Source organism: Thiomicrospira sp., from assembly GCF_036568485.1.
GTDB lineage: Bacteria > Pseudomonadota > Gammaproteobacteria > Thiomicrospirales > Thiomicrospiraceae > Thiomicrospira.
In genome coordinates this window covers 57,287-79,839 of the sequence record NZ_DATCSL010000089.1, presented here as the reverse complement: position 1 = coordinate 79,839, position 22,553 = coordinate 57,287, and the positions used below count along the sequence as shown (strand labels likewise).

22 protein-coding genes are annotated in these 22,553 nt (G+C 43.8%); 18 read left to right on the top strand and 4 right to left on the bottom strand.

The features are described 5' to 3' along the window. Positions 1-10: 10 nt before the first annotated feature. The 6 genes from VIM91_RS09075 to VIM91_RS09050 all read left to right on the top strand — a co-directional run bounded on the left by VIM91_RS09075 (position 11) and on the right by VIM91_RS09050 (position 6,093). Positions 11-736 (top strand): RNA polymerase sigma factor FliA, encoded by a 726-nt coding sequence (locus tag VIM91_RS09075; RefSeq protein ID WP_331864502.1) that lies wholly within the window; start codon positions 11-13, stop codon positions 734-736. Between the two features lie 46 nt (positions 737-782). Continuing rightward, positions 783-1,187, top strand: a complete 405-nt coding sequence (locus VIM91_RS09070) for a chemotaxis response regulator CheY (protein WP_331864535.1) — start codon at positions 783-785, stop codon at positions 1,185-1,187. Positions 1,188-1,286: 99 nt separating this feature from the next. After that, positions 1,287-1,958, top strand: a complete 672-nt coding sequence (locus tag VIM91_RS09065; protein WP_331864501.1) for a protein phosphatase CheZ — start codon at positions 1,287-1,289, stop codon at positions 1,956-1,958. 112 nt (positions 1,959-2,070) lie between these two features. Then, the gene (locus VIM91_RS09060; RefSeq protein ID WP_331864500.1) at positions 2,071-4,182 is read left to right on the top strand and encodes a chemotaxis protein CheA; all 2,112 of its coding nucleotides are present in this window, start codon (positions 2,071-2,073) and stop codon (positions 4,180-4,182) included. A gap of 15 nt (positions 4,183-4,197) precedes the next feature. Beyond that, entirely contained in the window at positions 4,198-4,707 is a 510-nt protein-coding gene (locus tag VIM91_RS09055) for a chemotaxis protein CheW (RefSeq protein ID WP_331864499.1), read from the top strand. A gap of 177 nt (positions 4,708-4,884) precedes the next feature. Next, positions 4,885-6,093, top strand: a complete 1,209-nt coding sequence (locus tag VIM91_RS09050; protein WP_331864497.1) for an EAL and HDOD domain-containing protein — start codon at positions 4,885-4,887, stop codon at positions 6,091-6,093. Here VIM91_RS09050 and queG read toward each other — a convergent pair. Further along, complete coding sequence (gene queG, locus VIM91_RS09045) at positions 6,023-7,240, bottom strand: tRNA epoxyqueuosine(34) reductase QueG (protein ID WP_331864496.1); 1,218 nt, start codon at positions 7,238-7,240, stop codon at positions 6,023-6,025. The genes VIM91_RS09050 and queG overlap by 71 nt on opposite strands. On the opposite strand from queG, the gene tsaE reads away from it, so the two are divergent. Further along, complete coding sequence (gene tsaE / locus VIM91_RS09040) at positions 7,232-7,726, top strand: tRNA (adenosine(37)-N6)-threonylcarbamoyltransferase complex ATPase subunit type 1 TsaE (RefSeq protein ID WP_331864495.1); 495 nt, start codon at positions 7,232-7,234, stop codon at positions 7,724-7,726. The two genes, queG and tsaE, sit on opposite strands and share 9 nt — an antisense overlap. Before the next feature lie 212 nt (positions 7,727-7,938). Next, complete coding sequence (locus VIM91_RS09035) at positions 7,939-9,564, top strand: N-acetylmuramoyl-L-alanine amidase (RefSeq protein WP_331864494.1); 1,626 nt, start codon at positions 7,939-7,941, stop codon at positions 9,562-9,564. Between the two features lie 66 nt (positions 9,565-9,630). On the opposite strand, the gene VIM91_RS09030 is transcribed toward VIM91_RS09035, so the two are convergent. Then, positions 9,631-9,816: a hypothetical protein gene (locus tag VIM91_RS09030; protein ID WP_331864493.1), complete on the bottom strand. Its 186-nt coding sequence runs from the start codon at positions 9,814-9,816 to the stop codon at positions 9,631-9,633. A 90-nt stretch (positions 9,817-9,906) separates the two neighbouring features. On the opposite strand from VIM91_RS09030, the gene mutL reads away from it, so the two are divergent. The 9 genes from mutL to VIM91_RS08985 all read left to right on the top strand — a co-directional run bounded on the left by mutL (position 9,907) and on the right by VIM91_RS08985 (position 19,347). Beyond that, positions 9,907-11,745, top strand: coding sequence for a DNA mismatch repair endonuclease MutL (gene mutL, locus VIM91_RS09025; RefSeq protein WP_331864492.1), 1,839 nt, complete (start codon positions 9,907-9,909; stop codon positions 11,743-11,745). Then, positions 11,745-12,719 carry a tRNA (adenosine(37)-N6)-dimethylallyltransferase MiaA gene (miaA, locus tag VIM91_RS09020; RefSeq protein WP_331864491.1) on the top strand — a complete coding sequence of 325 codons (975 nt, stop codon included), beginning with the start codon at positions 11,745-11,747 and terminating at the stop codon, positions 12,717-12,719. Before mutL ends, miaA begins: the two co-directional genes overlap by 1 nt. Positions 12,720-12,789: 70 nt before the next feature. Next, a complete protein-coding gene (gene hfq, locus VIM91_RS09015; protein ID WP_331864490.1) occupies positions 12,790-13,065 on the top strand; it encodes an RNA chaperone Hfq in 276 nt (91 codons plus the stop codon). 11 nt (positions 13,066-13,076) lie between these two features. Continuing rightward, positions 13,077-14,384, top strand: coding sequence for a ribosome rescue GTPase HflX (gene hflX, locus VIM91_RS09010; protein WP_331864534.1), 1,308 nt, complete (start codon positions 13,077-13,079; stop codon positions 14,382-14,384). Between the two features lie 90 nt (positions 14,385-14,474). After that, entirely contained in the window at positions 14,475-15,719 is a 1,245-nt protein-coding gene (gene hflK / locus VIM91_RS09005) for an FtsH protease activity modulator HflK (RefSeq protein WP_331864489.1), read from the top strand. A gap of 1 nt (position 15,720) precedes the next feature. Next, positions 15,721-16,578 (top strand): protease modulator HflC, encoded by an 858-nt coding sequence (hflC, locus tag VIM91_RS09000; RefSeq protein WP_331864488.1) that lies wholly within the window; start codon positions 15,721-15,723, stop codon positions 16,576-16,578. Between the two features lie 50 nt (positions 16,579-16,628). After that, positions 16,629-16,817 carry a DUF2065 domain-containing protein gene (locus VIM91_RS08995; protein WP_331864487.1) on the top strand — a complete coding sequence of 63 codons (189 nt, stop codon included), beginning with the start codon at positions 16,629-16,631 and terminating at the stop codon, positions 16,815-16,817. Between the two features lie 17 nt (positions 16,818-16,834). Further along, on the top strand, positions 16,835-18,016 hold the full coding sequence (locus tag VIM91_RS08990) for an ATP phosphoribosyltransferase regulatory subunit (protein ID WP_331864486.1): 1,182 nt from the start codon (positions 16,835-16,837) through the stop codon (positions 18,014-18,016). Between the two features lie 11 nt (positions 18,017-18,027). Further along, a complete protein-coding gene (locus tag VIM91_RS08985; protein ID WP_331864485.1) occupies positions 18,028-19,347 on the top strand; it encodes an adenylosuccinate synthase in 1,320 nt (439 codons plus the stop codon). Between the two features lie 71 nt (positions 19,348-19,418). On the opposite strand, the gene VIM91_RS08980 is transcribed toward VIM91_RS08985, so the two are convergent. Next, the gene (locus VIM91_RS08980) at positions 19,419-19,778 is read right to left on the bottom strand and encodes a response regulator (protein ID WP_331864484.1); all 360 of its coding nucleotides are present in this window, start codon (positions 19,776-19,778) and stop codon (positions 19,419-19,421) included. 143 nt (positions 19,779-19,921) lie between these two features. Here VIM91_RS08980 and VIM91_RS08975 point away from each other — a divergent pair, with 143 nt between their 5' ends. Further along, positions 19,922-21,817, top strand: a complete 1,896-nt coding sequence (locus VIM91_RS08975) for a SurA N-terminal domain-containing protein (protein WP_331864483.1) — start codon at positions 19,922-19,924, stop codon at positions 21,815-21,817. A gap of 67 nt (positions 21,818-21,884) precedes the next feature. Here the strand turns inward: VIM91_RS08975 and hflD are convergent, their stop codons facing one another. Continuing rightward, positions 21,885-22,553: a high frequency lysogenization protein HflD gene (hflD, locus tag VIM91_RS08970; protein ID WP_331864482.1), complete on the bottom strand. Its 669-nt coding sequence runs from the start codon at positions 22,551-22,553 to the stop codon at positions 21,885-21,887.

Sequence of the window (22,553 nt, the reverse complement as noted above, 5' to 3'; positions counted from 1 at the left end):
GTCAAAACGGATGAACGGAGCCAGTTTATATAACCAGGTGCAGTCGACGCAAGACAGTCCTTTAGGGGATGTGGAGCACTACCTGCCCTTAGTTAAAAAAATTGCTTATCATCTAAAAGGCCGCTTACCCAGCAGCGTGTTTGTAGAGGATCTCATTCAAGCTGGCGTTATAGGTCTAATGGAAGCCTTGCAAAAATATAACGTGACCCAAGGTGCAAGTTTTGAAACCTATGCCGGTATCCGTATTCGTGGCGCGATGTTAGATGAGATTCGCAAAGGCGACTGGACACCGCGTTCGGTTCATCGTAAGTCTCGTGAGGTGAGTGGCGCGATGGCCAGTGTGGAGGCTAGATTAGGTCGCGAAGCGCATGATAGTGAAGTGGCCGAAGAGTTAGGTGTTACATTATACGAATACCATCAAATTCTAATAGACACGAGTAGTGCCCAATTATTGTCAATTGATGAGCCTGATCATGAAGACTTATCGGAAGACCAGCTGGACAGTCATACCAAGTCACCGCTAGCAGATTTGGCAGATTCAGGATTTAAAGAAGGTTTAACTCAGGCGATTGAACAACTGCCAGAGAAAGAGCGTTTGGTAATGGCACTTTACTATGATGAAGAGCTTAATTTAAAAGAAATCGGCCAAGTGTTGGATGTGAGTGAATCGAGGGTGAGTCAAATTCACAGCCAAGCTATAAAACGATTACGATCCAGGTTATCAGACTGGATTTAGCATGCTAAAATAACAAAAAATTAGATTCAGGAAATATGGAATGCAAATCAATCGAGATATGAAAATTTTAGTGGTAGATGATTTTTCTACTATGCGTCGAATTGTTAAAAACCTCTTAAAAGAGCTAGGGTTTAGTCATTTCGATGAAGCCGATGATGGTTCCACCGCATGGCCGATGGTGCAAACAGGCAAGTATGATTTTATTGTGAGCGATTGGAATATGCCTCAAATGACTGGGTTGCAGTTGCTAAAAAATGTACGAGCTGATGAGAAATTAAAAGCAACGCCATTTTTGCTGATTACGGCTGAAGCAAAACGCAGTCAAATTCTAGAAGCGGCTCAAGCAGGGGTGGATGGTTATATTGTCAAACCCTTTACGGCTGCAACCTTAAATGCAAAAATTGAAAAAATCTTTGAAAATGTCGCAAAACGCGCACAAGCAGCTGAGTAATTATCAAAAAGAGCTTGGGGAAACCTAGCTCTTTTTTAGTATCTAACCCTTCCTTTCTAACTCTACGCTGGATTATTCATTCATATTTCGAGGTGCGATGTGTCGTTATTAACCCAAATAAGTATTTCTGACGTGCAAACTCTCCTGTCTGATTTAGAGGCAGGCGATTTAATTGCTGCAGGTGCTCAGCTTGATAAGTTAACTCAATTACGTGAGCACGAACTTTATCAAGAATTGGGTAGGATGACGCGCAACCTACATGACACTCTCAAAGAGCTTGATGACACTGAGCTATTGCAGCAAGTAAAGCATGACTTGCCGGATGTATCTGAACGCCTTGAATATGTAATTGCTTCGACCGAAGAAGCGAGTAGTAAAACTCTTAGTGCTGCCGAGAGTGTGGCCGAGTGCCTTGATCAAGCGAATCAACTGATGGCTGAACTTCCTTCTACTCAAGCACAGGCGATAAAGCCTTTGTTAGATGAGGCGTCAGCGCAAGTCACCAATATTATGATGGCGCAATCTTTTCAAGACTTAACGGGTCAAGTTTTGAATCGGATTATGATTGTAATGGGCGCGTTTGAACGTAGTTTATTGGAGTTAATTTCTCGATCGGGTCATGATCTATCCACTTTGCCAGAACGTAGCGCGTCTTCAAAACGAGAAGATGAACTAAAAGGCATCGGCCCCAATGTCACCAAATCCAGTCAACAAGATAACCTTTCTTCCCAAGATGATGTGGATGACTTACTTGGCCAGTTAGGTTTTTAGACCTTCAGTTGCCTTGTTCTAAAATGAGATTTTTGAATTTAATGGCATAATCATTGCTTTAAAGCGAGCAAGATAATTTTGAGCTAGTTTTAGCTTTTATGAGGAACCTGCCGTGGATGAAGAAATTTTACAAGACTTTTTAGTCGAAGCCACTGAACTCTTAGATCAGCTGAATGAACAGTTGGTTGACTTAGAAAATTCACCGGATGATTCGGATCTTCTAAATGCTATTTTTAGAGGGTTTCATACGATCAAGGGTGGCGCAGGTTTCTTGGGTGTGGTTCCATTAATTGAAATCTGTCATCGTGCTGAAAATGTGTTCGATAAAATTCGTAATCACGAAGTTGCCTACGATGCCGATGCGGCCGATGTCATTCTTAGAGCCTTCGATAAAGTTAGTCAAATCATTGGGTTGTTAAACGATGGCGAACGAGAAATCGAAGATACTGAACCCGAACTGTTAGATGAGTTAGACGCGATCTATAAACCCGTTGCTAATCAAGATGTAGCAGAGGAAACGGCCGAAGAAATGCCATCAGAGCCAGCCGAATCGGTTGAAGTAGAGTTGACTTTACCGGAAGGCGTCGATCCGGATGGTGATATGACGGACGAAGAATTTGATGCGTTACTAGCACAGCGTGCGCAAAAAACCGCTGAGGTCTCTTCTGATGGTGATGTGGTCGAGCCCAATTTAAGTCTGCCAGAAGGGGTTGATCCGGATGGTGATATAACGGATGAGGAGTTTGAAGCCTTATTAGCTCAGCGTGACCAATTGATGACAGAGTCGCCTAAAGCGACCTCACAAACGGTTCAACAAGCTGAGCCCAGTCTAACTTTGCCAGAAGGGGTTGATCCAGATGGCGATATGACAGATGAAGAATTTGATGCGTTACTAGCTCAGCGTGAACAAATCACATCCAAACCTTCCGCACCTAAAGCTGAAGTAAAAACACCGGCTAAAAAACCAACAGAAGCACCAGCAAAGCCTAAAGCCAAACCGGCTTCTCCCGCGAAAAAAGTAGACGCAAAAAAAGAGGAGCCGGCTGAAAAGGCGAAGCCGTCAGGCGATTCAACAGTCCGAGTTGACACTCGTCGTCTAGATGAAATTATGAATTTGGTGGGTGAGCTGGTGTTGGTGCGTAATCGCTTGTTAACTTTGCGCTCAGCGGATGCCAGTATAGAAGAGATTTCAAATGCGGTTGCAAACTTAGATCATGTGACCACGGATTTACAAACCTCAGTTATGAAAACTCGAATGCAGCCAGTGAAAAAAGTATTTGGCCGCTTTCCACGAGTGGTACGTGACTTGGCACGTAAGCTGGGCAAGGATATTGAGCTAGAGTTAAAAGGCGAAGAAACGGATCTGGATAAGAACCTAGTCGAAGCGCTCGCTGATCCGCTTGTTCACCTTGTTCGTAATTCGGTAGATCATGGTATAGAAATGCCAGAAGATCGACTTGCTTCTGGTAAAGCCAAAGTTGGCAAAATTGTATTGGGTGCAGAGCAGGAAGGGGATCATATCCTCTTGTCTATTACCGATGATGGCAAGGGCATGGATGCGGATTTATTGCGTCGTAAAGCCGTTGAAAAAGGGGTAATGGACGAGGCCGCGGCTAGACAGCTCGATGATAAACAAGCCTTTATGCTGATTATGGCCGCGGGTTTTTCAACGGCCGAAAAAGTCAGCGATATTTCTGGTCGTGGTGTTGGTATGGATGTGGTCAAAAACATGATCACAAAACTCAATGGCAGCATCGATATCGATTCCGCCATGGGTCAGGGCACGCAAATTCGAATTCGTGTGCCACTCACGCTGGCTATTTTACCAACCTTAATGGTGTCATTTGGTGAAGATAGTTATGCCATTCCGTTAACCAGTGTGCAAGAGATTTTCGACTATAATCCAGACAAAACCAATAATATTGATGGCCAAAAAATGGTGCGTCTGCGAGAGCAGAGTATCCCGTTGTTTTTCTTATCGGATTGGTTAGCACCGGATGTAGAAAAGGAAAGCTATCAGGGGGATAAAGTGGTTATCGTAGCGATTGGTAACCAGCGCGTTGGCTTGGTGGTTGAACAGGTCAATGGTCAGGAAGAAGTGGTAATTAAACCCTTGGGTTTAATGCTACATAAGGTTAGTGGCTATGCCGGCGCCACCATAACAGGCAATGGTAGTATTGCACTGATTCTCGACCTACCAGGCCTGGTGGAACGTTTTCAATAAGAGGGGCATTAAGTTATGACGGTACAAACGGGCGAGCGCCAATATCAAAATACCGGTTTGTTTTCGGACGGAGCCGATCTTGATGATGAGGATTACATTAGCCCCACGATACGTTGTGTGTTGTTTAGATTGGACAATGAAAACTTTGGTATCAATGTAAAAAAAATTCGTGAAGTATTACGTGTTGGCGTAATCCGAAAAGTACCTGGATCTTCACCGAATGTGATCGGTGTGATTAATGTACGTGGTGTGATTGTGACCGTGGTCGATACGCGTCGTGTTTACGGTTTGCCTTCCAAGCCGTCAGATGAATTGTCCCGCATTATTATTGTGGAACTGGATGAGGATCGTGCGGTCGGTTTAATGGTCGACAAGGTGCAAGAGGTTAAAGATATTCCTGAGTCTAGAGTCGACTTAATGGCGGCAACACGTGAGGGGGCTTCGGGCTATATTCAAGGGATTGCACACTATCAGGATAATGTCATTATTCTAGTGGATACCGATAATATGTTTGTCGAGCGCTAGTTAATCGCTTCCTATATTAAAGCACCAGGCCTGGTGCTTTGACTCTTCGCTGTTTGTTGAATCATTAAAAATCCTACTTAAATCGAATCCTTTTTAGTATTAATAGCTTGCGTATTTTTACCAGTTTGGTAGAGTGTCGAGTTCGATCCTACAGCCGAGTTGCGTTAAATGACGGTTATGAATCCGGCCCCGCCTTCCTTTGTTGATGTTTTTATTGGGCGTCAACCTATTCTTAATCCACAAAATCAAGTTTATGGTTATGAGCTCTTGTTCCGCAATGGCTACGAGCAGAACTACGCCGAGTTTGAATCGGATGATCAAGCCACGGCCACGGTACTTCATAATGCTTTAATGGGCTTTAATTTGGATGAGTTGGTAGGACAAGCAAAAGCCTTTGTGAATTTTCCTGAATCGTTTTTTAAATTACGCACGCCGCCATTTTTTGACTGTAACGCGATTGTGTGTGAAGTATTGGAAACCATTGAACCTACTGAAGAAGTGATCGAAGGGCTCCAATATTTGAAAAAACTGGGTTATCAAATTGCCTTGGACGATTTTGTTTTTAAAGAAAAATTTATCCCATTTTTACGTTTAGCCGATTACATCAAGGTTGATATTTCAACCGTTAAACCCGAAAACCTTAAACTGGTGTTTGAGCGCATTAAAAAAGTAACCTCGGCTCGACTCTTGGCCGAGCGTGTCGAAACAAAAGACGAATTTGCAATTTGCCTAGAGGCGGGTTGCGTGCTTTTTCAGGGTGCGTATTTTGCCAAACCTCAAATTGTCTCAGGAAAGAAGTTATCGGTTAATCAGCTCAACCTGCTTGAATTGTTAGCTAAAATTAGTGATGAGTCTGCATCAATTGATGGGTTGTTGTCGATTGTTGAGAAAGATATGGGGCTGGCGCATAAACTACTGAAGGTAGCGACTTATTATCGAACCTTGGGAATGCCGAAGTTTTCGAGTTTAAAAGAAGCCATGATGTTATTTGGCTTGAAGAGAGTGCAATCTTGGGTCTCGATGATAGCGATGGATACCCAGTCAGATGTGGCGGCTGAAGTTTTTAATATGGCACGCATTAGGGCGTTGTTTTTACGCCATGCCGCTCAACAAGATGGGTTACCTCGCCCAGAGAGTTTTTATTTGTCGGGTCTTTTTTCCATGTTGGATGTGGTATTGGGTTGCACGTTACAGGAGGCGTTAGCAAAGTTGCCGCTTAGTGATGAGATGCTTGATGGTATGCTTTATCAGCGTGGGGAGGTCGGACGTTTGTTAAAGGTTGTGCAGTCGTTCGAAGCCAAAGATGATCGTAAGGTTAGTTCGCATTATCGTCATTTATATCTTGAAGCGGTGCGTGATGTGAATGCAATCGCTCAGATGGCTTAAACTTGGGTAGATAATATTTCGGTGCAAACCAAGGTTTGGTAGGGAGATTAGGTAGATCTTGTCGGTTTTTCGATCCTTTAGCATTCAGTTGCTGTAACGCCCAATCAATATGTTCATCTACCATCGAGCTGACTTTGCCTCGCTTGCTCAATAGTGCTTGTTTTACCGTCGGTTCGGCCGAGCCATTGCCTAGTGCTACCGCAATGTTTCGCATCCAGCGTTCGTAGCCAATTCGCCGAATTGGCGAGCCAGTCAGATTGTCGTTAAAATCAGACTCACTCCAATCAAACAGGTCGAGTAAAGAAACCTGGTCCAATTGCTGCCGAGGTTTAAAATCTGGTTCGGTTTGAGGTTGAGTGAAATGATTCCACGGGCACACCAATTGACAGTCATCACAGCCATAAATACGATTGCCAATAGCCGAGCGTAGCGCGAGTGGAATGGCACTTGAGTGTTCGATGGTTAAATAAGAAATACAACGTCGTGCATCCACTACGCCATTATCTAAGATGGCTTGAGTCGGGCACTCTTGAATACACGCCGTGCAGGGACCACATCCTTGCTTTTCAAATGGCGGGTCGGCAGGCAGTTTTAAGTCCGTGTAAATTTCAGCTAAAAAGAACCATGAACCAGCTCTTGGGTGAATGATTAAACTATTTTTTCCTATAAACCCCAAGCCTGCCTGTTGCGCAATCGGGCGCTCTAATACCGGGGCACTGTCGACAAAAATTCGATGTGATGAGTCAGGTATCTGCTGTTGAATTTTGCTCACCAGTTGCTTAAGGCGTTGGCGCATGACTTTGTGATAATCTCGCCCTAACGCATAACGCGAAATATATGCTTGATCGGCCTTATGTAACTGTTCGGTTGCTTGGGCAGCATTTAAATCAAAATAATTCATGCGTAAGCTGATAATGCTGGCCGTGCCGGGAATTAATTCGGTGGGGCGAGTGCGTTTGGTGCCATGGGCTTGCATATAGTGCATTTCGCCGTGAAAGTTTTGCTCTAGCCAGTTAAAATAGCCTGCCTCAAATTGTGCGAGGTCCGTATGGGTAATGCCTGTGTCAGCAAAACCGAGCTCTTGAGCCCAATTTTTAATAGCTACAGCCAGTTGGTTTAAGTCTTGTGGAGAAAGTGTGTGATTCATAAACCCTATTCTAGCAAAAAACGACATCTGGCAGATGAGTCTCAGACGGCTTTATTTGCTCAGAGCTTAGCCAAGTTATCTGGTGAGCTTGAAGCTGCACCACCAGGCCTGGTGGTGTATTTACAGGGTGAGTTAGGTGCAGGCAAAACCTCATTTTCGCGCGCGTTTATACAAAGTTTTTTACCGGAACAACGAGTTAAGAGCCCCACTTATACGTTGGTTGAAAGCTATTCGACGCCGAATTTGACGATTTATCATTTTGATTTATATCGACTTTGTGAGCCTGAAGAGCTTGAGTATATTGGCCTTCGTGATTTATTGGTCGCTCCATTTATTGCGCTTGTGGAGTGGCCCTCAAAAGGTCAAGGTGTATTGCCTGAAGCGGATTTAGTGTTGAATTTGAACCGCTTAGGCGAAGGGCGTGAGGTAATTGCGCAGGCTTGTTCTGAACGAGGTGAAGCCTTGTTGGCAAAATTAGACGCTTGAATTTGTTGATTATTTGTTAATTTTGAACAGTCATTGTTATATACTTAATGTGAAGTGTTTTTTAAAAAGTGCTCACAAGTTGTTGTGATTGCTTGAAAAATTGTAAAAAAATGTTCTACAATAGCCGCAAGGCAGTTCAACAATGGTCAATAATTATGAACAACGAGCGCAATCTCAGATATATCGGCCGCCTCTTTTTAGCGTTGCTTTTAATGCTAACCAGTCAATTGACGGTTGCAAAAGCGACGGAATTAAGTGGTATTCGGTTAGGTCAAACACCAGATCAGACACGAGTCGTGTTTGAGATTAGAAATAACGATAGCTTTGATGTGATGCGCTTGAGCAACCCAGAACGTGTGGTGGTCGATTTCCATCATGCACGCAATGCCGTGTCTTTTAAAAATCAGCGATTCCAAGATCAGCGTGTCGCGTCGATGCGAATCTCTTCAAATGAAAAAAGAACACGTGTGGTGTTGGATTTGCGCGATGCCTATCAATATAAATATTTTACGCTTGGCAAAAATGGGCCCCGTCCTGAACGTTTAGTGATTGATCTGACAGAGCCTATGTTGGCAAAAGTCGATTCACCAAGCCAACTAGCTTCTGCACAGGTAGAAGAAAAGCCTCAGCCAGTTGCCCGCGTAGAATCTGCTCCTAAAGAAGTGAACAAAGTAGTAGCTCGTAAACCCACGCCAAGTGTGGTTGCTCGCACTAAGTCTGTCAGCAATGAACGTGTACAGCCCAATTCGGCGACCGAATCTTTATTAAACAATAACCGTGACTTTGTGCAAACCAAGCAATTTATTGTGGCTATTGATCCTGGCCATGGTGGTCGTGATGTTGGAGCGATAGGTCCGGCCGGAACTTATGAAAAAGATGTGGTACTCGCGCAAGCCAGAGCTTTAAAGAAAGTCATTGATGCACAACCGGGTATGAAAGCCGTATTAACGCGCGATAGCGATGTTTATTTGCAGCTTCATGAACGTGTGGATATTGCTAAGCAAAAAAACGCCGATATTTTTATTTCAGTACATGCTGATGCCTATTCTTCTGCCGCGCCAAAAGGCGGCTCGGTTTATGTGTTATCTAATACTGGAGCCAGTAGTGTGATGGCTCGCACTTTGGCTAAACAAGAGAACGCCGCACTCGGTGTGTTGCAGTTAGCGGGGCGCGATAAGGATGTGGCGTTTGTACTGAGTGATTTAACGCGTGAAGCCAATATTCGTGCGAGTCGTAAATTGGGTCAATCCGTCTTGTCTGAAATGCAGCGTACGGTAAAAGTACATAAACATGCGATTCAATCGGCAGATTTTGCCGTTTTGAAGTCGATTGATATGCCGTCGATGTTGCTGGAAGTGGCATTTATTTCCAATCCCATTGAAGAGAAAAAATTACAAGATCCACGTTTTCATCAAACTTTCGCTCAAGCGGTTACACGTGGTTTAAATAAGTTTATTGATCAAACCGGTCATGCGCCACGTTGGGGTGAAACCCTATATGTTAATTATGAGGTCCAGCGCGGTGACACCTTGTCGGATATAGCGCAGGCTTATGGGGTAGGTTCACGAGACTTGATGAATATTAATAACATTGGTAACGCTAATCAGCTTTATGTTGGGCGTAAACTAAAAGTACCAGTGACGGATAAATTAACTGTTCAGTATGATCTGAAGTACACAGTAAGACGCGGTGATACCTTGTCACAAATTGCTCAGGCGCATAAAGTGGATGTCGACGAGTTGATGCGAGTAAATAAGATTAAAAATGCAAACCAGCTATATGTCGGCAAAGAACTAACCGTCCCTGTTAGAGAAAGTGTGCTGGCTGCAGCCCACTAAAATAATGACGTTCATCCTTTTCCAAAACCCTGCTGGTCAGGGTTTTTTTATGTCTGTCACTTTGGTTTAATGCAGCCAGTTAGTTGATTCAGTGCGCTCATCCTGTGAAGAATGTTTGTTAGAATAGTGTTCCATTTGATCTAGCTGGAGATTAGTCCAGCAGATTTGACCATTAAATACAAATGGTCGTGGAATTTGCAAATAAATAGTTTGCTCTTCACGGTTTTGTCGCGCGTGTTTTTGATAGAACATAAACAGATAAACCTTGATCGTGAGTTTAGAATTTAAAAAAATCTATTTAGCAGTTTTTGTACCAGAACTAAATCAATTTAAGGCAAGCGTGTGACTGAATTGGCCCTGAGCGCACAAAGCTCAACAGCAAAAATAAAAGCTTTATCCGAGGCTCTAGCCAATCAAATTGCGGCTGGCGAAGTGGTGGAGCGCCCTGTTTCGGTGGTTAAAGAGTTATTAGAAAATGCATTGGATTCTGGTGCGACTGAAATCGAAGTTTCGATTGAAGAGGGCGGCGAAAAATCCATTCAGGTGATTGATAATGGTCGTGGCATCGCAAAAGACGAACTTTTTTTGGCGGTCAGTCGACATGCAACTAGTAAAATTGCCACTTATGAAGACTTGACTCAAGTCGCTACTTTAGGCTTTCGTGGCGAGGCCTTAGCGAGTATTAGTTCGGTTTCGCGTTTTGAAATTGTGAGCCGACCAGCCGCTGAATCCAACGCTTGGCGTTTAAAGTCGGATGGTGGCGCAATCTGGCCAGATCCTGAACCCATTGCAGGCAAATTTGGAACTCGGGTTAAAGTCGATGATCTATTTTTTAATACCCCGGCACGCAAAAAGTTTTTACGTGTCGCTCGCACTGAATTTGGCCATATTGATGAGTTTGTCAAACGTGCGATGTTAAGCCGAATGGATGTGAGTTTTAAATTGATTCATAACCACAAAGTGGTGCGACATGTGGAGGCGGCTAAAACACCTGCAGATCAAGCACGTCGTTTAGCCAAACTTATGGGTGAAGCGTTTGTCGATCAATCTATGCATATTCATTATGACGCGCAAGACTTAACTTTACGTGGTTGGGTGGGCTTGCCGACCTTTAATCGGGCACAAACCGATATGCAATATGTGTTTGTAAATGGTCGCATTGTGCGTGACCGTTTGTTGTTTCATGCCCTTAAACAAGCTTATGCAGATGTGCTTTATAACGGCCGTCATCCGGTTTATGTGTTGTTTTTAGAGATTCCAGTTGATCAGGTGGATGTGAATGTGCATCCGGCAAAATATGAAGTGCGTTTTGCCAACGGTCGCTGGGTGTATGACTTTATTCGCCGCTCAGTTAAAGAAGCAGTACGTCAACCTTTGACACAAGCCGACATGGCTCAAGCAGATTCTCAAACTGGAGTTGAAAACACCAGGCCTGCTGCTTTTTCGGTGCAACATAATTCGCCCTTGTCTGCTCTAAATAACCAAGCCTATTTTGATTTTCAAAAGCCAAGCGTTGAAGGCATAGAAGAGGGCGCAGGTTTTTACCAAGATCAGACGCCCAATCAAGTCGACCCCATTATTTCAAGTGAGGGTCCGATGCCGCCGTTGGGCTTTGCCAAAATGCAATTGCATGGCGTGTTTATTTTGGCGGAGAATGCGCAAGGATTGATTTTGGTGGATATGCACGCCGCTCACGAACGCATTGTGTATGAGCGTATGAAACAACAATGGCAAACGCAACGTTTGATTTCCCAACCTTTGTTGGTGCCGATGGTTATAACCTTAGATGTGTCTCATATGCTGGCTTGGGAGAACCACCAGGCCTGGTGGTCGCAGCTTGGGTTTGAGTTTGAGGCCTTGGGGCCGCAGCAGCTTAAAGTGACCGCCGTTCCTTCGATTCTTGCAAAAGCCTCTATTGAGCAGCTGGTGCAAGATGTCTTATCAGATAGCGCCGCAGAGGGTGACTCCCAGCGGATTGATGAATATATAAATAGTTTATTATCTACCATGGCTTGTCATGGATCGGTAAGGGCGAACCGTCCGTTAACTGTGGCTGAAATGAACCAGTTGTTACGAGACATGGAAGCCACCCCAGCCTCCTCTCAATGTAACCACGGGCGTCCGACTTGGGTGCAGCTATCCATGAAACAATTGGACGCCTTATTTATGAGAGGCCAATAATGACCGATGCGGATGTAAACATTGAAAAGCTGGTGCAACATAAAACTGTATTGGCAATTATGGGTCCGACTGCGAGTGGCAAAACCTCATTGGCTTTAAGGCTAGCCCAACAGTGGCCAATTGAAATTATCAGTGTCGACTCAGCGCTCATTTATAAAGGCATGGATATTGGTACTGCCAAGCCCAGCCATGCTGAGCGACAACAAGTACCGCACCATTTAATAGATTTGATTGACCCGACGCAAAGTTATTCGGCTGCCGATTTTGTAACGGATGCCAAGCGATTGGTCTCTGAGATTCTAGAACGGGGTCGTTTACCAGTTTTAGTTGGGGGAACCATGATGTATTTCCATGCCTTACAGCAAGGCATGGCGGATTTGCCAAGTGCCGATCCGGGCATTCGTGTGAGGCTACAACAGCAATATGAACAAGATCCTCAAGCACTGCATCAACAATTAAAAAACTGCGATCCACAGGCCGCCGAACGTATTCATTACAATGATCCGCAGCGTTTGATTCGTGCCCTCGAAGTTTACGAAATTACGGGCGAGCCTTTGAGTCGTTTGCAAGCCCAGCAAGCAAGTGTGAACTGGAATGTAAATTTATTAAAAGTCGGTTTGATTCCAGCCTCGCGCGAACGCTTACATTTGCAAATTCAGCTCCGGCTTGAAGCTATGTATCAGCAGGGGTTTCTAGATGAAGTGAGAAACTTATTTGCTCGGCCAGATTTACACGCAGACTTACCCTCAATTCGCAGTGTGGGATACCGCCAGGCCTGGTGTTATCTAAATGCTGAATACGATCAAACGACTTTCGAACAAAAAGCATTGATTGCCACCCGCCAATTGGCTAAGCGCCAACTTACCTGGTTGCGTAAAGAGCAGGGCTTATTAACACTGGATCCATTTGAATTATCGACCGAGCAGCAGGCAAAATTGGTTGGATTATATTTGCAGAAAAATACTAACCTATAAGGTTTTGCCTATGTTATCCTTTGAAAATATTTAAGCTGGAAAATACCATTAAAATAATAAGGAAATAAGAATGGAAAAAGCAAAACCGACCAAAGCGCTACCGATACAAGATCCCTATTTAAATGCCCTAAGAAAAGAGCGTATTAGCGTGTCGATTTACTTGGTAAATGGCGTTAAATTACAAGGGCGTGTCGATTCGTTTGATCAGTTTGTGGTGTTGTTGCGTAGTAATGTAACGCAAATGGTATACAAGCATGCTATTTCGACTATTGTGCCAATGCGTGATCCTAAAGCCTATGAGTTTGGCGATGGGACCGGCGCAGATAAAGCTGAAACAGAGGAGTAAGCGCCACTTTGATGGAAATTTTTGGTCGCTTAGAACGCAAAGAAATTGATCGTGCTGTCTTAGTGCACGTTGATTTTGAAGATGAAGTAAACAGAGAAGACTTAGATGAATTTTTTGAATTGGTTGATTCAGCCGGCGCAGAAATCACTCAGGTCTTAACCACTAAACGCACATCGCCGGATTCAAAATATTTTGTTGGATCGGGCAAAGCACAAGAAATCGCTGATGCGGTCAAGCTGCATGAAGCGGATGTGGTTATTTTTAATCATGCCTTAACGCCTGCTCAAGAGCGTAATTTAGAAAGATTAATCGAATGTCGCGTATTGGACCGAGTTGGTTTGATTTTGGATATTTTTGCCCAGCGTGCGCGCTCTCATGAAGGTAAGCTTCAGGTCGAACTTGCGCAGCTACGACACATGTCAACACGCTTAGTTCGGGGTTGGTCGCATCTTGAACGTCAAAAAGGTGGGATAGGCTTAAGAGGGCCGGGTGAAACCCAGCTCGAATCCGATCGCCGCCTACTGCAAGAGCGTATAAAGTTTCTTTTAAAGCGAATTGATAAAGTACGCCAGCAGCGTGCACTCGGACGACGCACCCGCAAAAAGTCGGAAGTGCCGACGATTACCATTGTGGGCTACACCAATGCTGGAAAATCCACCTTATTTAACCAAATGACCACAGCGGATGTTTACGCTGAAGATCGATTGTTTGCGACATTAGATGCGACCTTGCGAAAAGTGCATCTGCCAGGCGCGGGCGGCGTGATTTTGGCCGACACGGTTGGTTTTATTCGCCACATACCACATGATTTAGTTGTGGCTTTCCGCTCCACATTAGAAGAAACCAGTGAGGCCAGTTTACTGATTCATTTAGTGGATGCGAGTGATCCATTACGTGAAGAGAAAATTCACGAGGTAAATAAAGTGGTGGCTGAAGTGGGGGCTGAAGACGTACCTATTTTATTGGTGTTTAATAAAATTGACCGCTTAGAACCTGTTGTTGAACCACATACTGACTTTAATGATGAAGGCTTACCTGAGCGAGTTTGGCTATCGGCAAAAAATAATCAAGGAATTGATTTATTAAATGATGCCTTGGCCGCCTTTTTTAAGGGCGAATTTGTTAAAGCTCAGGTTGTGTTGCCACCACATGCGGGGCAACGGCGTGCCCAGCTACATGAACTTGGTAAAGTTGATGCAGAAACGTTTAATGAACATGGTGATGCATTGATCACGATGAACTTAACCAAACAGCAATGGCAAAAAGTACAAAGTTGGCCAGAATTATTAGGCGCCAATCTACTGGATTTGGATCAATAATTCATAAACAGCTATAAAGTTAATTAATAGGGATGACAATTTGCAACCAACACCCTAAAATAGTACAACCTTAAAATTTTGGAGAAGGATATGGCTTGGAATGAACCAGGAAAACCAGGACAAGATCCCTGGGGTAACTCTGGCGGTAGCTCTGGCAAGAAAGATGAGCCAAAAGAGCCAAGAAAACGCTCAGATCAAGACATTGATGAGTTGTTGAAAAAAGCCCAACAGATGTTTGGTGGTGCCGGAAATAAGTTTAATGGTGGTATCGGCGGTATCGGTGGTGGCGCCATTTTCTTAATTATTCTGGTCGTTTGGTTATTGTCGGGTATTTATATTGTCGATACGGCAGAGCGTGGTGTGGTTACGCGCTTTGGCGCGTTAGTGACTGAAACCGGTCCTGGCCCACATTGGCATATTCCCTATCCAATAGAATCGGTTACTAAGGTAAACGTTGACCGTATTCGTACCACTGAAATTGGTTATCGTTCTGATGCACAAAATCGTTCTGGTAGTGTGTTAGCTGAATCTTTAATGTTAACGCGTGACGAAAATATTGTGGATATTCGTATCGCGGTTCAATATCGCGTGCAATCAGCATCGGACTACTTATTCAATGTGAAAGATCCAGATGAATCACTTCGTGCCTCCTCTGAAAGCGCCATTCGTGAAATTGTCGGTAAAAATAGCATGGACTTTGTATTGACCCAAGGTCGTGACGAAGTTGTGGCACAAGTGCAAGAATTAACACAGAAAAACCTGGATGATTACCAAACGGGTTTATTCATTACCAGTGTGAATTTACAGGATGCTCAGCCTCCTGAGCAAGTTCAGTCAGCCTTTGCGGACGTGGTTAAGGCGCGAGAAGACCGCGAACGTTTAATCAACGAGGCGGAAGCTTATGCTAATAGAATTTTACCTGAAGCACGTGGTCAAGCAGCGCGTATTGTTGAAGAAGCACGTGCTTATCGCGATCAAGTTGTGTCACGTGCAGAAGGTCAGGCTGATCGCTTTACCAGCGTTGTGACTGAGTACAAAAAATCGCCTGAAATTATGCGTGAACGTTTGTACTTAGATGCGATGTCAGCCGTATTGTCTAATACAAGTAAAGTATTGATGGGGGCTGAGGGCTCAAACAATATTATGTATTTGCCATTGGATAAAATGATGGGGTCAGGTAGCAGTTCAAGTCAGCCAACTTTGCCTTTTTCACCGATTAGTGGACAAAGCACCAGTAATAACTCAAATACTTCACAAGGTACTAGCACTCCTGCAAATCAAGCGAAATCGGAAACGAACATTCGCGATTACCTAAGACAAAGGGAGTTACGTTAATATGAAAGCGATTATCGGTTTATTTATCGCTGCGGTATTGTTTATCGGCAGCAATGCTTTGTTTGTAGTTAACCAATGGGAAACGGGTGTAGTTTTTCGTTTAGGTGAGATTGTGAAATCCGATCTTGAGCCAGGTTTGCATCTAAAGACGCCATTTATCAACAATGTGCGTACTTTTGACCGACGTATTCAAACTATGGATTCACAGCCAGAACGTTATTTAACCGGCGAGTTGAAAAACCTAGAGGTGGATTCTTATGTTAAGTGGCGCGTGTCGAATGTAGAGCGTTTCTATACGGCAATGGGCGGCGATTTCACTTTGGCCAACCAGCGTTTGTCACAAATTGTAAAAGATGGTTTAAGAGCCCAGTTTGGTAGCCGTACAGTGCAGCAAGTTGTGTCAGGCGATCGTGTTGAAGTGGCTGAAAACATTACCCGATTAGCGAATGTTGAAGCGGCTCAGTTTGGGATCGATATTGTTGATGTTCGAATTAAACGCATCGATTTGCCACGTGATATCAGTGATTCGGTTTATCGTCGTATGGAAGCTGAACGTAATCGTGTTGCTGCGGACCTTCGATCTTTAGGTGCGGAAGCGGCGGAACGTTTACGCGCTGACGCTGATAGACAGCGCACCGTGACCATCGCTGAGGCGTATCGTGAAGCGGAGCAAACACGAGGCGAGGGTGATGGACTGGCCGCTCAAATTTATTCTAAAGCCTATGGCGCGGATAAAGAGTTTTTCTCGTTTTATCAAAGTTTAAATGCTTACCAAGAATCGTTTTCGAATAAGTCGGATATGATTGTATTAGATCCGAGTACCGATTTCTTTAAGCACTTTAATCGGTCATCCAACTAAAATGTCACACACGAAGGTGGGGTAACCCACCTTTTTTATGGAAGCACCTTATGTTTGAAACAGCTCTAATTAGTGCGATTGCTCTGGTATTTATATTCGAGGGTTTATTGCCATTTCTGTTTCCTAACTTTTGGCGTCGTGTCATGACTCAAGCCACACAAATGCCCGAAAACCAATTAAGGTTAACCGGATTGATTAGTATTTCAATTGGGTTACTTATATTGTGGATTTGGGGTTAAAAATAAAGATGAAAGCTATGCAACAAGACATATGGTTTACCCCAGAAGGTATTGAGGATCTACTCCCATCTCAAGCCGAGAAGCTTGAAGTATACCGACAAGCAATACTCGCAGAATTCAAACTATCTGGTTATTCGATGGTGTTGCCACCGATTGCTGAATTTACAGATTCACTTTTAACGGGGACAGGTCGTAAATTAGCCCTGGATACTTGCCGCTTTACCGACTATGAAAGTGGTCGCATGATGGGCGTCCGTGCTGATATGACACCGCAGGTCGCGCGGATTGTCAGCACACGTATCAAACCCTCTGGAATTGAACGCTTATGTTATGTTGGCGAAGTTCTAAAGTCGCGTAACAATAAGGCCAAAGGCTCACGTAGCCCAATTCAGCTGGGGGCTGAGATTTTTGGCCACAGTGGCATTGAAAGCGATATTGAGATTATTGACGTTATGTTGTCAAGTGCGCGCTTATTGAGGCTACCCAATTTACAGATGAGTTTAGGTCATGTAGGGATAGTGCAAGAGTTAATGGACTTGGCAAAATTAAGCCCAGAGCAACAAAACACACTCGTTGATATTCTTAAGCGCAAAGCATTACCTGAGTACCAGGCCTGGTTAGCGGATCAATCCTTAACTGATAATAAACTAAAAGCCGCTTTTGAGAACCTAACAGCTTTGTGCGGTCAAGCCGATGAAGTCCTAAAACAATCCCAATCCTTACTTGCAGGTTTAAGTGCTGAATTGGATCAGGCTTTAGTGCATTTAAATCAACTGGTCGATTATTTGGCGAAAACACAATCCATAAATCCACATTTAGATTTAAGTGATTTGCGAGGGTTTCAATATCATACCGGTGTTATTTTTGCCTGTTACAGCGTGACAGATGCGAGTGTGTTAGTAGCTAAAGGCGGGCGTTATGATGAAGTCTGTGCGGCTTTTGGTGAGGCGCATCCGGCGACCGGTTTTAGTATTGATTTGCGCAGCATTCTCGATTTTATCCCTGAACCTGAAAATGCGGGGATGCGTCAAGTTTATGCGCCATTTAGTGACGACTATCAATTGTTTGAACAAATTAAGAACTTGCGTACTCAAGGTGTGCAGGTGATTCGGTTTTATGAAGAGTCAGCCATTCCCGATCACGCCGACCGATTGGTTAGCTTGAATGGTACATGGACAGTTAAATCAAGTGGGTTGTAAGAAGAATACTTATGTCAAAACGTAATTTAGTGGTTGTTGGTACCCAATGGGGTGATGAAGGTAAAGGCAAAATCGTTGACCTATTAACTGATCGAGTCGCGGCCGTGGTTCGCTTTCAGGGCGGCCATAACGCAGGTCACACCTTAGTAATTGACGGCAAAAAAACCGTGTTGCATTTAATTCCTTCTGGTATTTTGCGTGAGCACGTAGAGTGTTTTATCGGCAATGGTGTAGTGCTAGCACCGGATGCGCTCAAAAAAGAAGTCGAACAACTTGAAATGACAGGCTTAAGTGTGAAGCCTCGTTTGAAAATCAGTGAAGCTTGCCCTTTGATACTTGATTACCATGTTGCGCTTGATCAAGCGCGTGAACGTGCGCGTGGCAATCAAGCCATCGGCACGACAGGCCGTGGTATTGGACCGGCTTATGAAGATAAGGTCGCTCGTCGAGGTTTACGTGCAGGTGATTTAAAAAATCTTCCAAAAATGAAAACCATCTTGGCTGAAACCGTCAATTACCATAATTTTATGCTGCAAAATTACTACAAAGTTGAGCCAATTAGCTTTGAAACAGTTTGGCAAAAATGCCAAGCTTATGCCGATTTAATTGTGCCGATGTTAGCCGATGTGCCAGCCTTAATCGATGGTTATAACCGAGAAGGTAAAAGCTTATTATTTGAGGGCGCTCAAGGTACGTTGCTTGATATTGATCATGGTACTTATCCTTATGTTACCTCGTCTAATACAACGGCCGGCGGCGCTACGTCGGGTGCTGGTATTGGTCCTTGTCAGTTAGACTATGTGCTAGGCATTACTAAAGCTTATGCGACTCGTGTAGGTGGCGGGCCTTTTCCTACTGAGTTAGTCTACAGCGTCGCTGAAGATAGTGGCGATGCAATTGGTAAAGAGTTAGGTGAACGCGGACGCGAGTTCGGTGCGACAACTGGACGTCAGCGTCGTTGTGGTTGGTTTGATGCCGTGGCTTTAAGACGTTCGGCGCAAGTGAATGGACTAAGCGGCATGTGTTTAACTAAGCTTGATGTCATGGACCAGTTAGCGGAAATCAAAGTTTGTACGGCTTATGAATATCAGGGCCGAGTTATTGACTTACCTCCAGCCAGTGCAGATGAGTATGATTTATGTCAGCCAGTTTATGAAACCTTACCAGGTTGGCAGTCCTCTACGGTAGGAATTGAATGTTGGGATGACTTGCCAGAGCAGGCCAAATCTTATATTCGTTATTTAGAAAAACAGGTAGGTGTGCCAGTCTCGATTTTGTCAACTGGCCCTGATCGTGCAGAAACGCTTATTTTACAAGACGTATTTGCTTGAAATTTAGATACCTACTATGTATAAAAAAAGGCTCATATTGAGCCTTTTTTTATACATTAAAAACGCACATCTTAACCAAGCACGCGTTCAATCACTTTGAGTATTTTATCTGGGTCGAAAGGTTTAATGATCCAGCCAGTTGCACCAGATTGTTTGCCTTGCTCTTTCATTTCGGCGCTGGCCTCGGTGGTTAGCATCAGAATAGGTGTGAACTTATACTTGTCTAGCTTACGAAGATTTTCTAACAACTCAAAACCATTCATAACCGGCATGTTAATATCCGATATCACGAGATCAAAGTCCGACTCTTGAGCCAGTTGCAGTCCCTCTGCGCCATTTTCTGCCAAACTTATTTGGTAGTGTTTAGATAACACCATATCCATGAGTTGCCGTAATGAATGAGCATCGTCAACGTAAAGTATTTTCTTCATATTAGTCATCTTGTAATAAACGGTGAGGCCATTCTATGTGAAATCGACAAAAGCCCGCAACTAATTCAATTTTTTATGCAAAGTCACAATCTAGCTTGGTATGATATGGCGATTAAAAAATTTAGCTGATTAAAGGAATTTGGATGTTATTAGCGATTCGTGAAAAAGTTCAGGGCTGGATAGCTTGGGCCATTGTGTTGGTATTGATTGTTCCTTTTGCCTTGTGGGGCATTGATCAATACTCAACTGGTGAACGTCAGCAAGTAGTAGCAGAGGTTAATGGCGAATCGATTAGTGGCACTGACTTTTTACGTTTTTATAATCGCCAGCGCATGCGTTTGCAGGAACAGTTTGGCGATATGTATGATCAAGTGGTTGAGGATGCGCAGCTACGCGAGCAGGTATTAGATTCATTGATTGAAAGCCGATTAATTAAACAATGGGCTGAAAAACAGGGGTTACTAATCAGCGATCAGCAATTGGCATCGGTGATTCAAGCGGCTGAAGTGTTTCAAGAAAACGGTCAGTTTTCTGAACAGGTATATCAAGACCTACTGATGAGAAATGGTCTAACCGTGTCAAGTTTTGAATTTGAGCAACGCCAGTTTCTAATTGAATCCCAGTTTAGAGGTTTAACAGAAAGTTCGGTTTTTACCACACCCTCTGAACTAGAAACACTTTTCCAATTACAAAATCAGCGTCGTGATATTGACTACATTCGTTTAGATCAGCGTGTATATCGTGATCAAATTGAAGTCAGCGAAGAGGATATGCAATCTTATTACGAAGCCAATAAAGATGGTTTTATTACACCTGAACAAGTGGTCGTTGAATATGTCACGTTATCCATGGATAAGATTGCTGAAAGCTTACAGATCAGTGATCAAGACGTACGTGAGTATTACGAAACCAATATTGCAATGTTTACTCAGCCGGAAATGCGCCGTGCGCGCCATATCTTGATTCGTGGTGAAGATGAAGAAGCTGCGTTGGCTGAGATTAAGGATATTCAAGCTAAATTAGCCGCCGGAGAAGATTTTGCCGAACTTGCAAAAGTGCATTCGCAAGATCCAGGTTCTGCAATGAACGGTGGAGACCTTGATTTTTTCGAAGCCGGTATGATGGTGCCCGAGTTTGATGAAGTGGTATTTAACATGCAAGTGAATGAGGTTAGTGATGTTGTTAAAACCGATTTTGGTTGGCACTTAATCCAATTAACTGATATTAACGAACAGCGTGCATTGGATTTTAAAGACGTCAAACAAGATGTAGAAGAACAGCTAAAGCTTGAAATGGCGGAACGCCTCTATTTTGAGCAGCTTGAAACCTTGAATACAGTGGCTTATGAGCAACCAGATAGCCTTGAGCCTTTGCTGTCAATTGTAGATGGTGATATTCAAACTTCTGAAGCTTTTCCACGTGAAGGCGCGACTGAAGGTTGGATGGCGTTGCCCAAAGTATTGGAAGCCACCTTTTCAGAAGACGTATTTAAATCACGTCTAAACTCAGCCGCGATTGAAGTGGAACCCAATACTTCGATTGTATTGCGTATCAAAGATTACACGCCTGAGTATCAGCAAACTTTTGCGGAAGTAAAAGATCAGATTAACGCGCGTTTAGTTCGCCAAGCTTCCATAGAAAAAGCCGCTAAGTTAGCTGACGAAGTGATGGCTCAGATTGAAGAAGGCAAAGATCCAAAATCCTTGGTGCGCTCAGGTGTAGAGTGGCATGTGGTCGGTTTTATTGAACGTCAAAACCAGCAAGTTTTACCCCAAATTTCTCAAGCTGCTTTTAAGGCGAAAAAACCTCAGGATGATCAACCGAGCTGGACGCGTACTCAGCTAACGACGGGGGATACCGTGTTGGTTCGTATTAACCAGGTAGATGTGCTTGAAAATGAAGAGACTCGCTCACAAATGGGTCAGATAGAGCAGGCGTTAGTTTCAATCTATGGTGCTTCTGAAGTTGAGGCGCGTATTGATTCGATTAAAGCCGCTGCTAAGATTAAGAAGCCCGAGCTTTATAAAACAATAAAATAGAAACATATCAAAAGCCAATAAAAAAGCGCCTTAAGGCGCTTTTTTATTGGCTTACATAAAGTTTAAATTAATTCGGTTTAAAACGATTCTGATCTGAGCTGTGATTGGAACGGTATAAAGCTTGCGCGTTTTGTAAATATTTTTTGCGATTCCAAAGCAATCCCCAACGAGTCCCACCGACTTGACGCCAAAGCATGGCGGAGCGAATGCCAGCAAGTAACAGGGCGCGTATTTTATTGGCATTTTGTGGTTTTTGTAAGTGACCATGTTGACCTTTTACCATAATGCGCGGGCTGAGCTGACTAACGTTTTCTGTATAAGCTCGTGCAATCGAGGCAATCACATTTTCGTGCCAGTCATCAAAATGAGCACGTTGGTTTCTGGCGGTATCCAATGTGTTTGCCACCTTATCCAGTGCACTATTGTCCTTGGCTAAACTGCGTTCTAACAAGATCAAGTTGAGCGCATAACGAGTGACCTCTAAATTGCGTATTTCCTCGGCATCAGTTGCGCCCATTTGTGATAACAAGGTCTTTACCCCAACTTGTATATTTTTAGCATCGTTGCCATAAACATCTAAGGTTGAGCTGGGGTTGTCGACAAACAAAGAGTTGATCGAGGTCTGGTAGGCTTGTTCATCAAGCTTGCCTGTGGTGGCCAAATCAAAAACCAACTTGGCCGTTTGGTAAATACCAGTGAGCGCGAGGCTACGATCTTGATCTGTGTAGTTCGACAT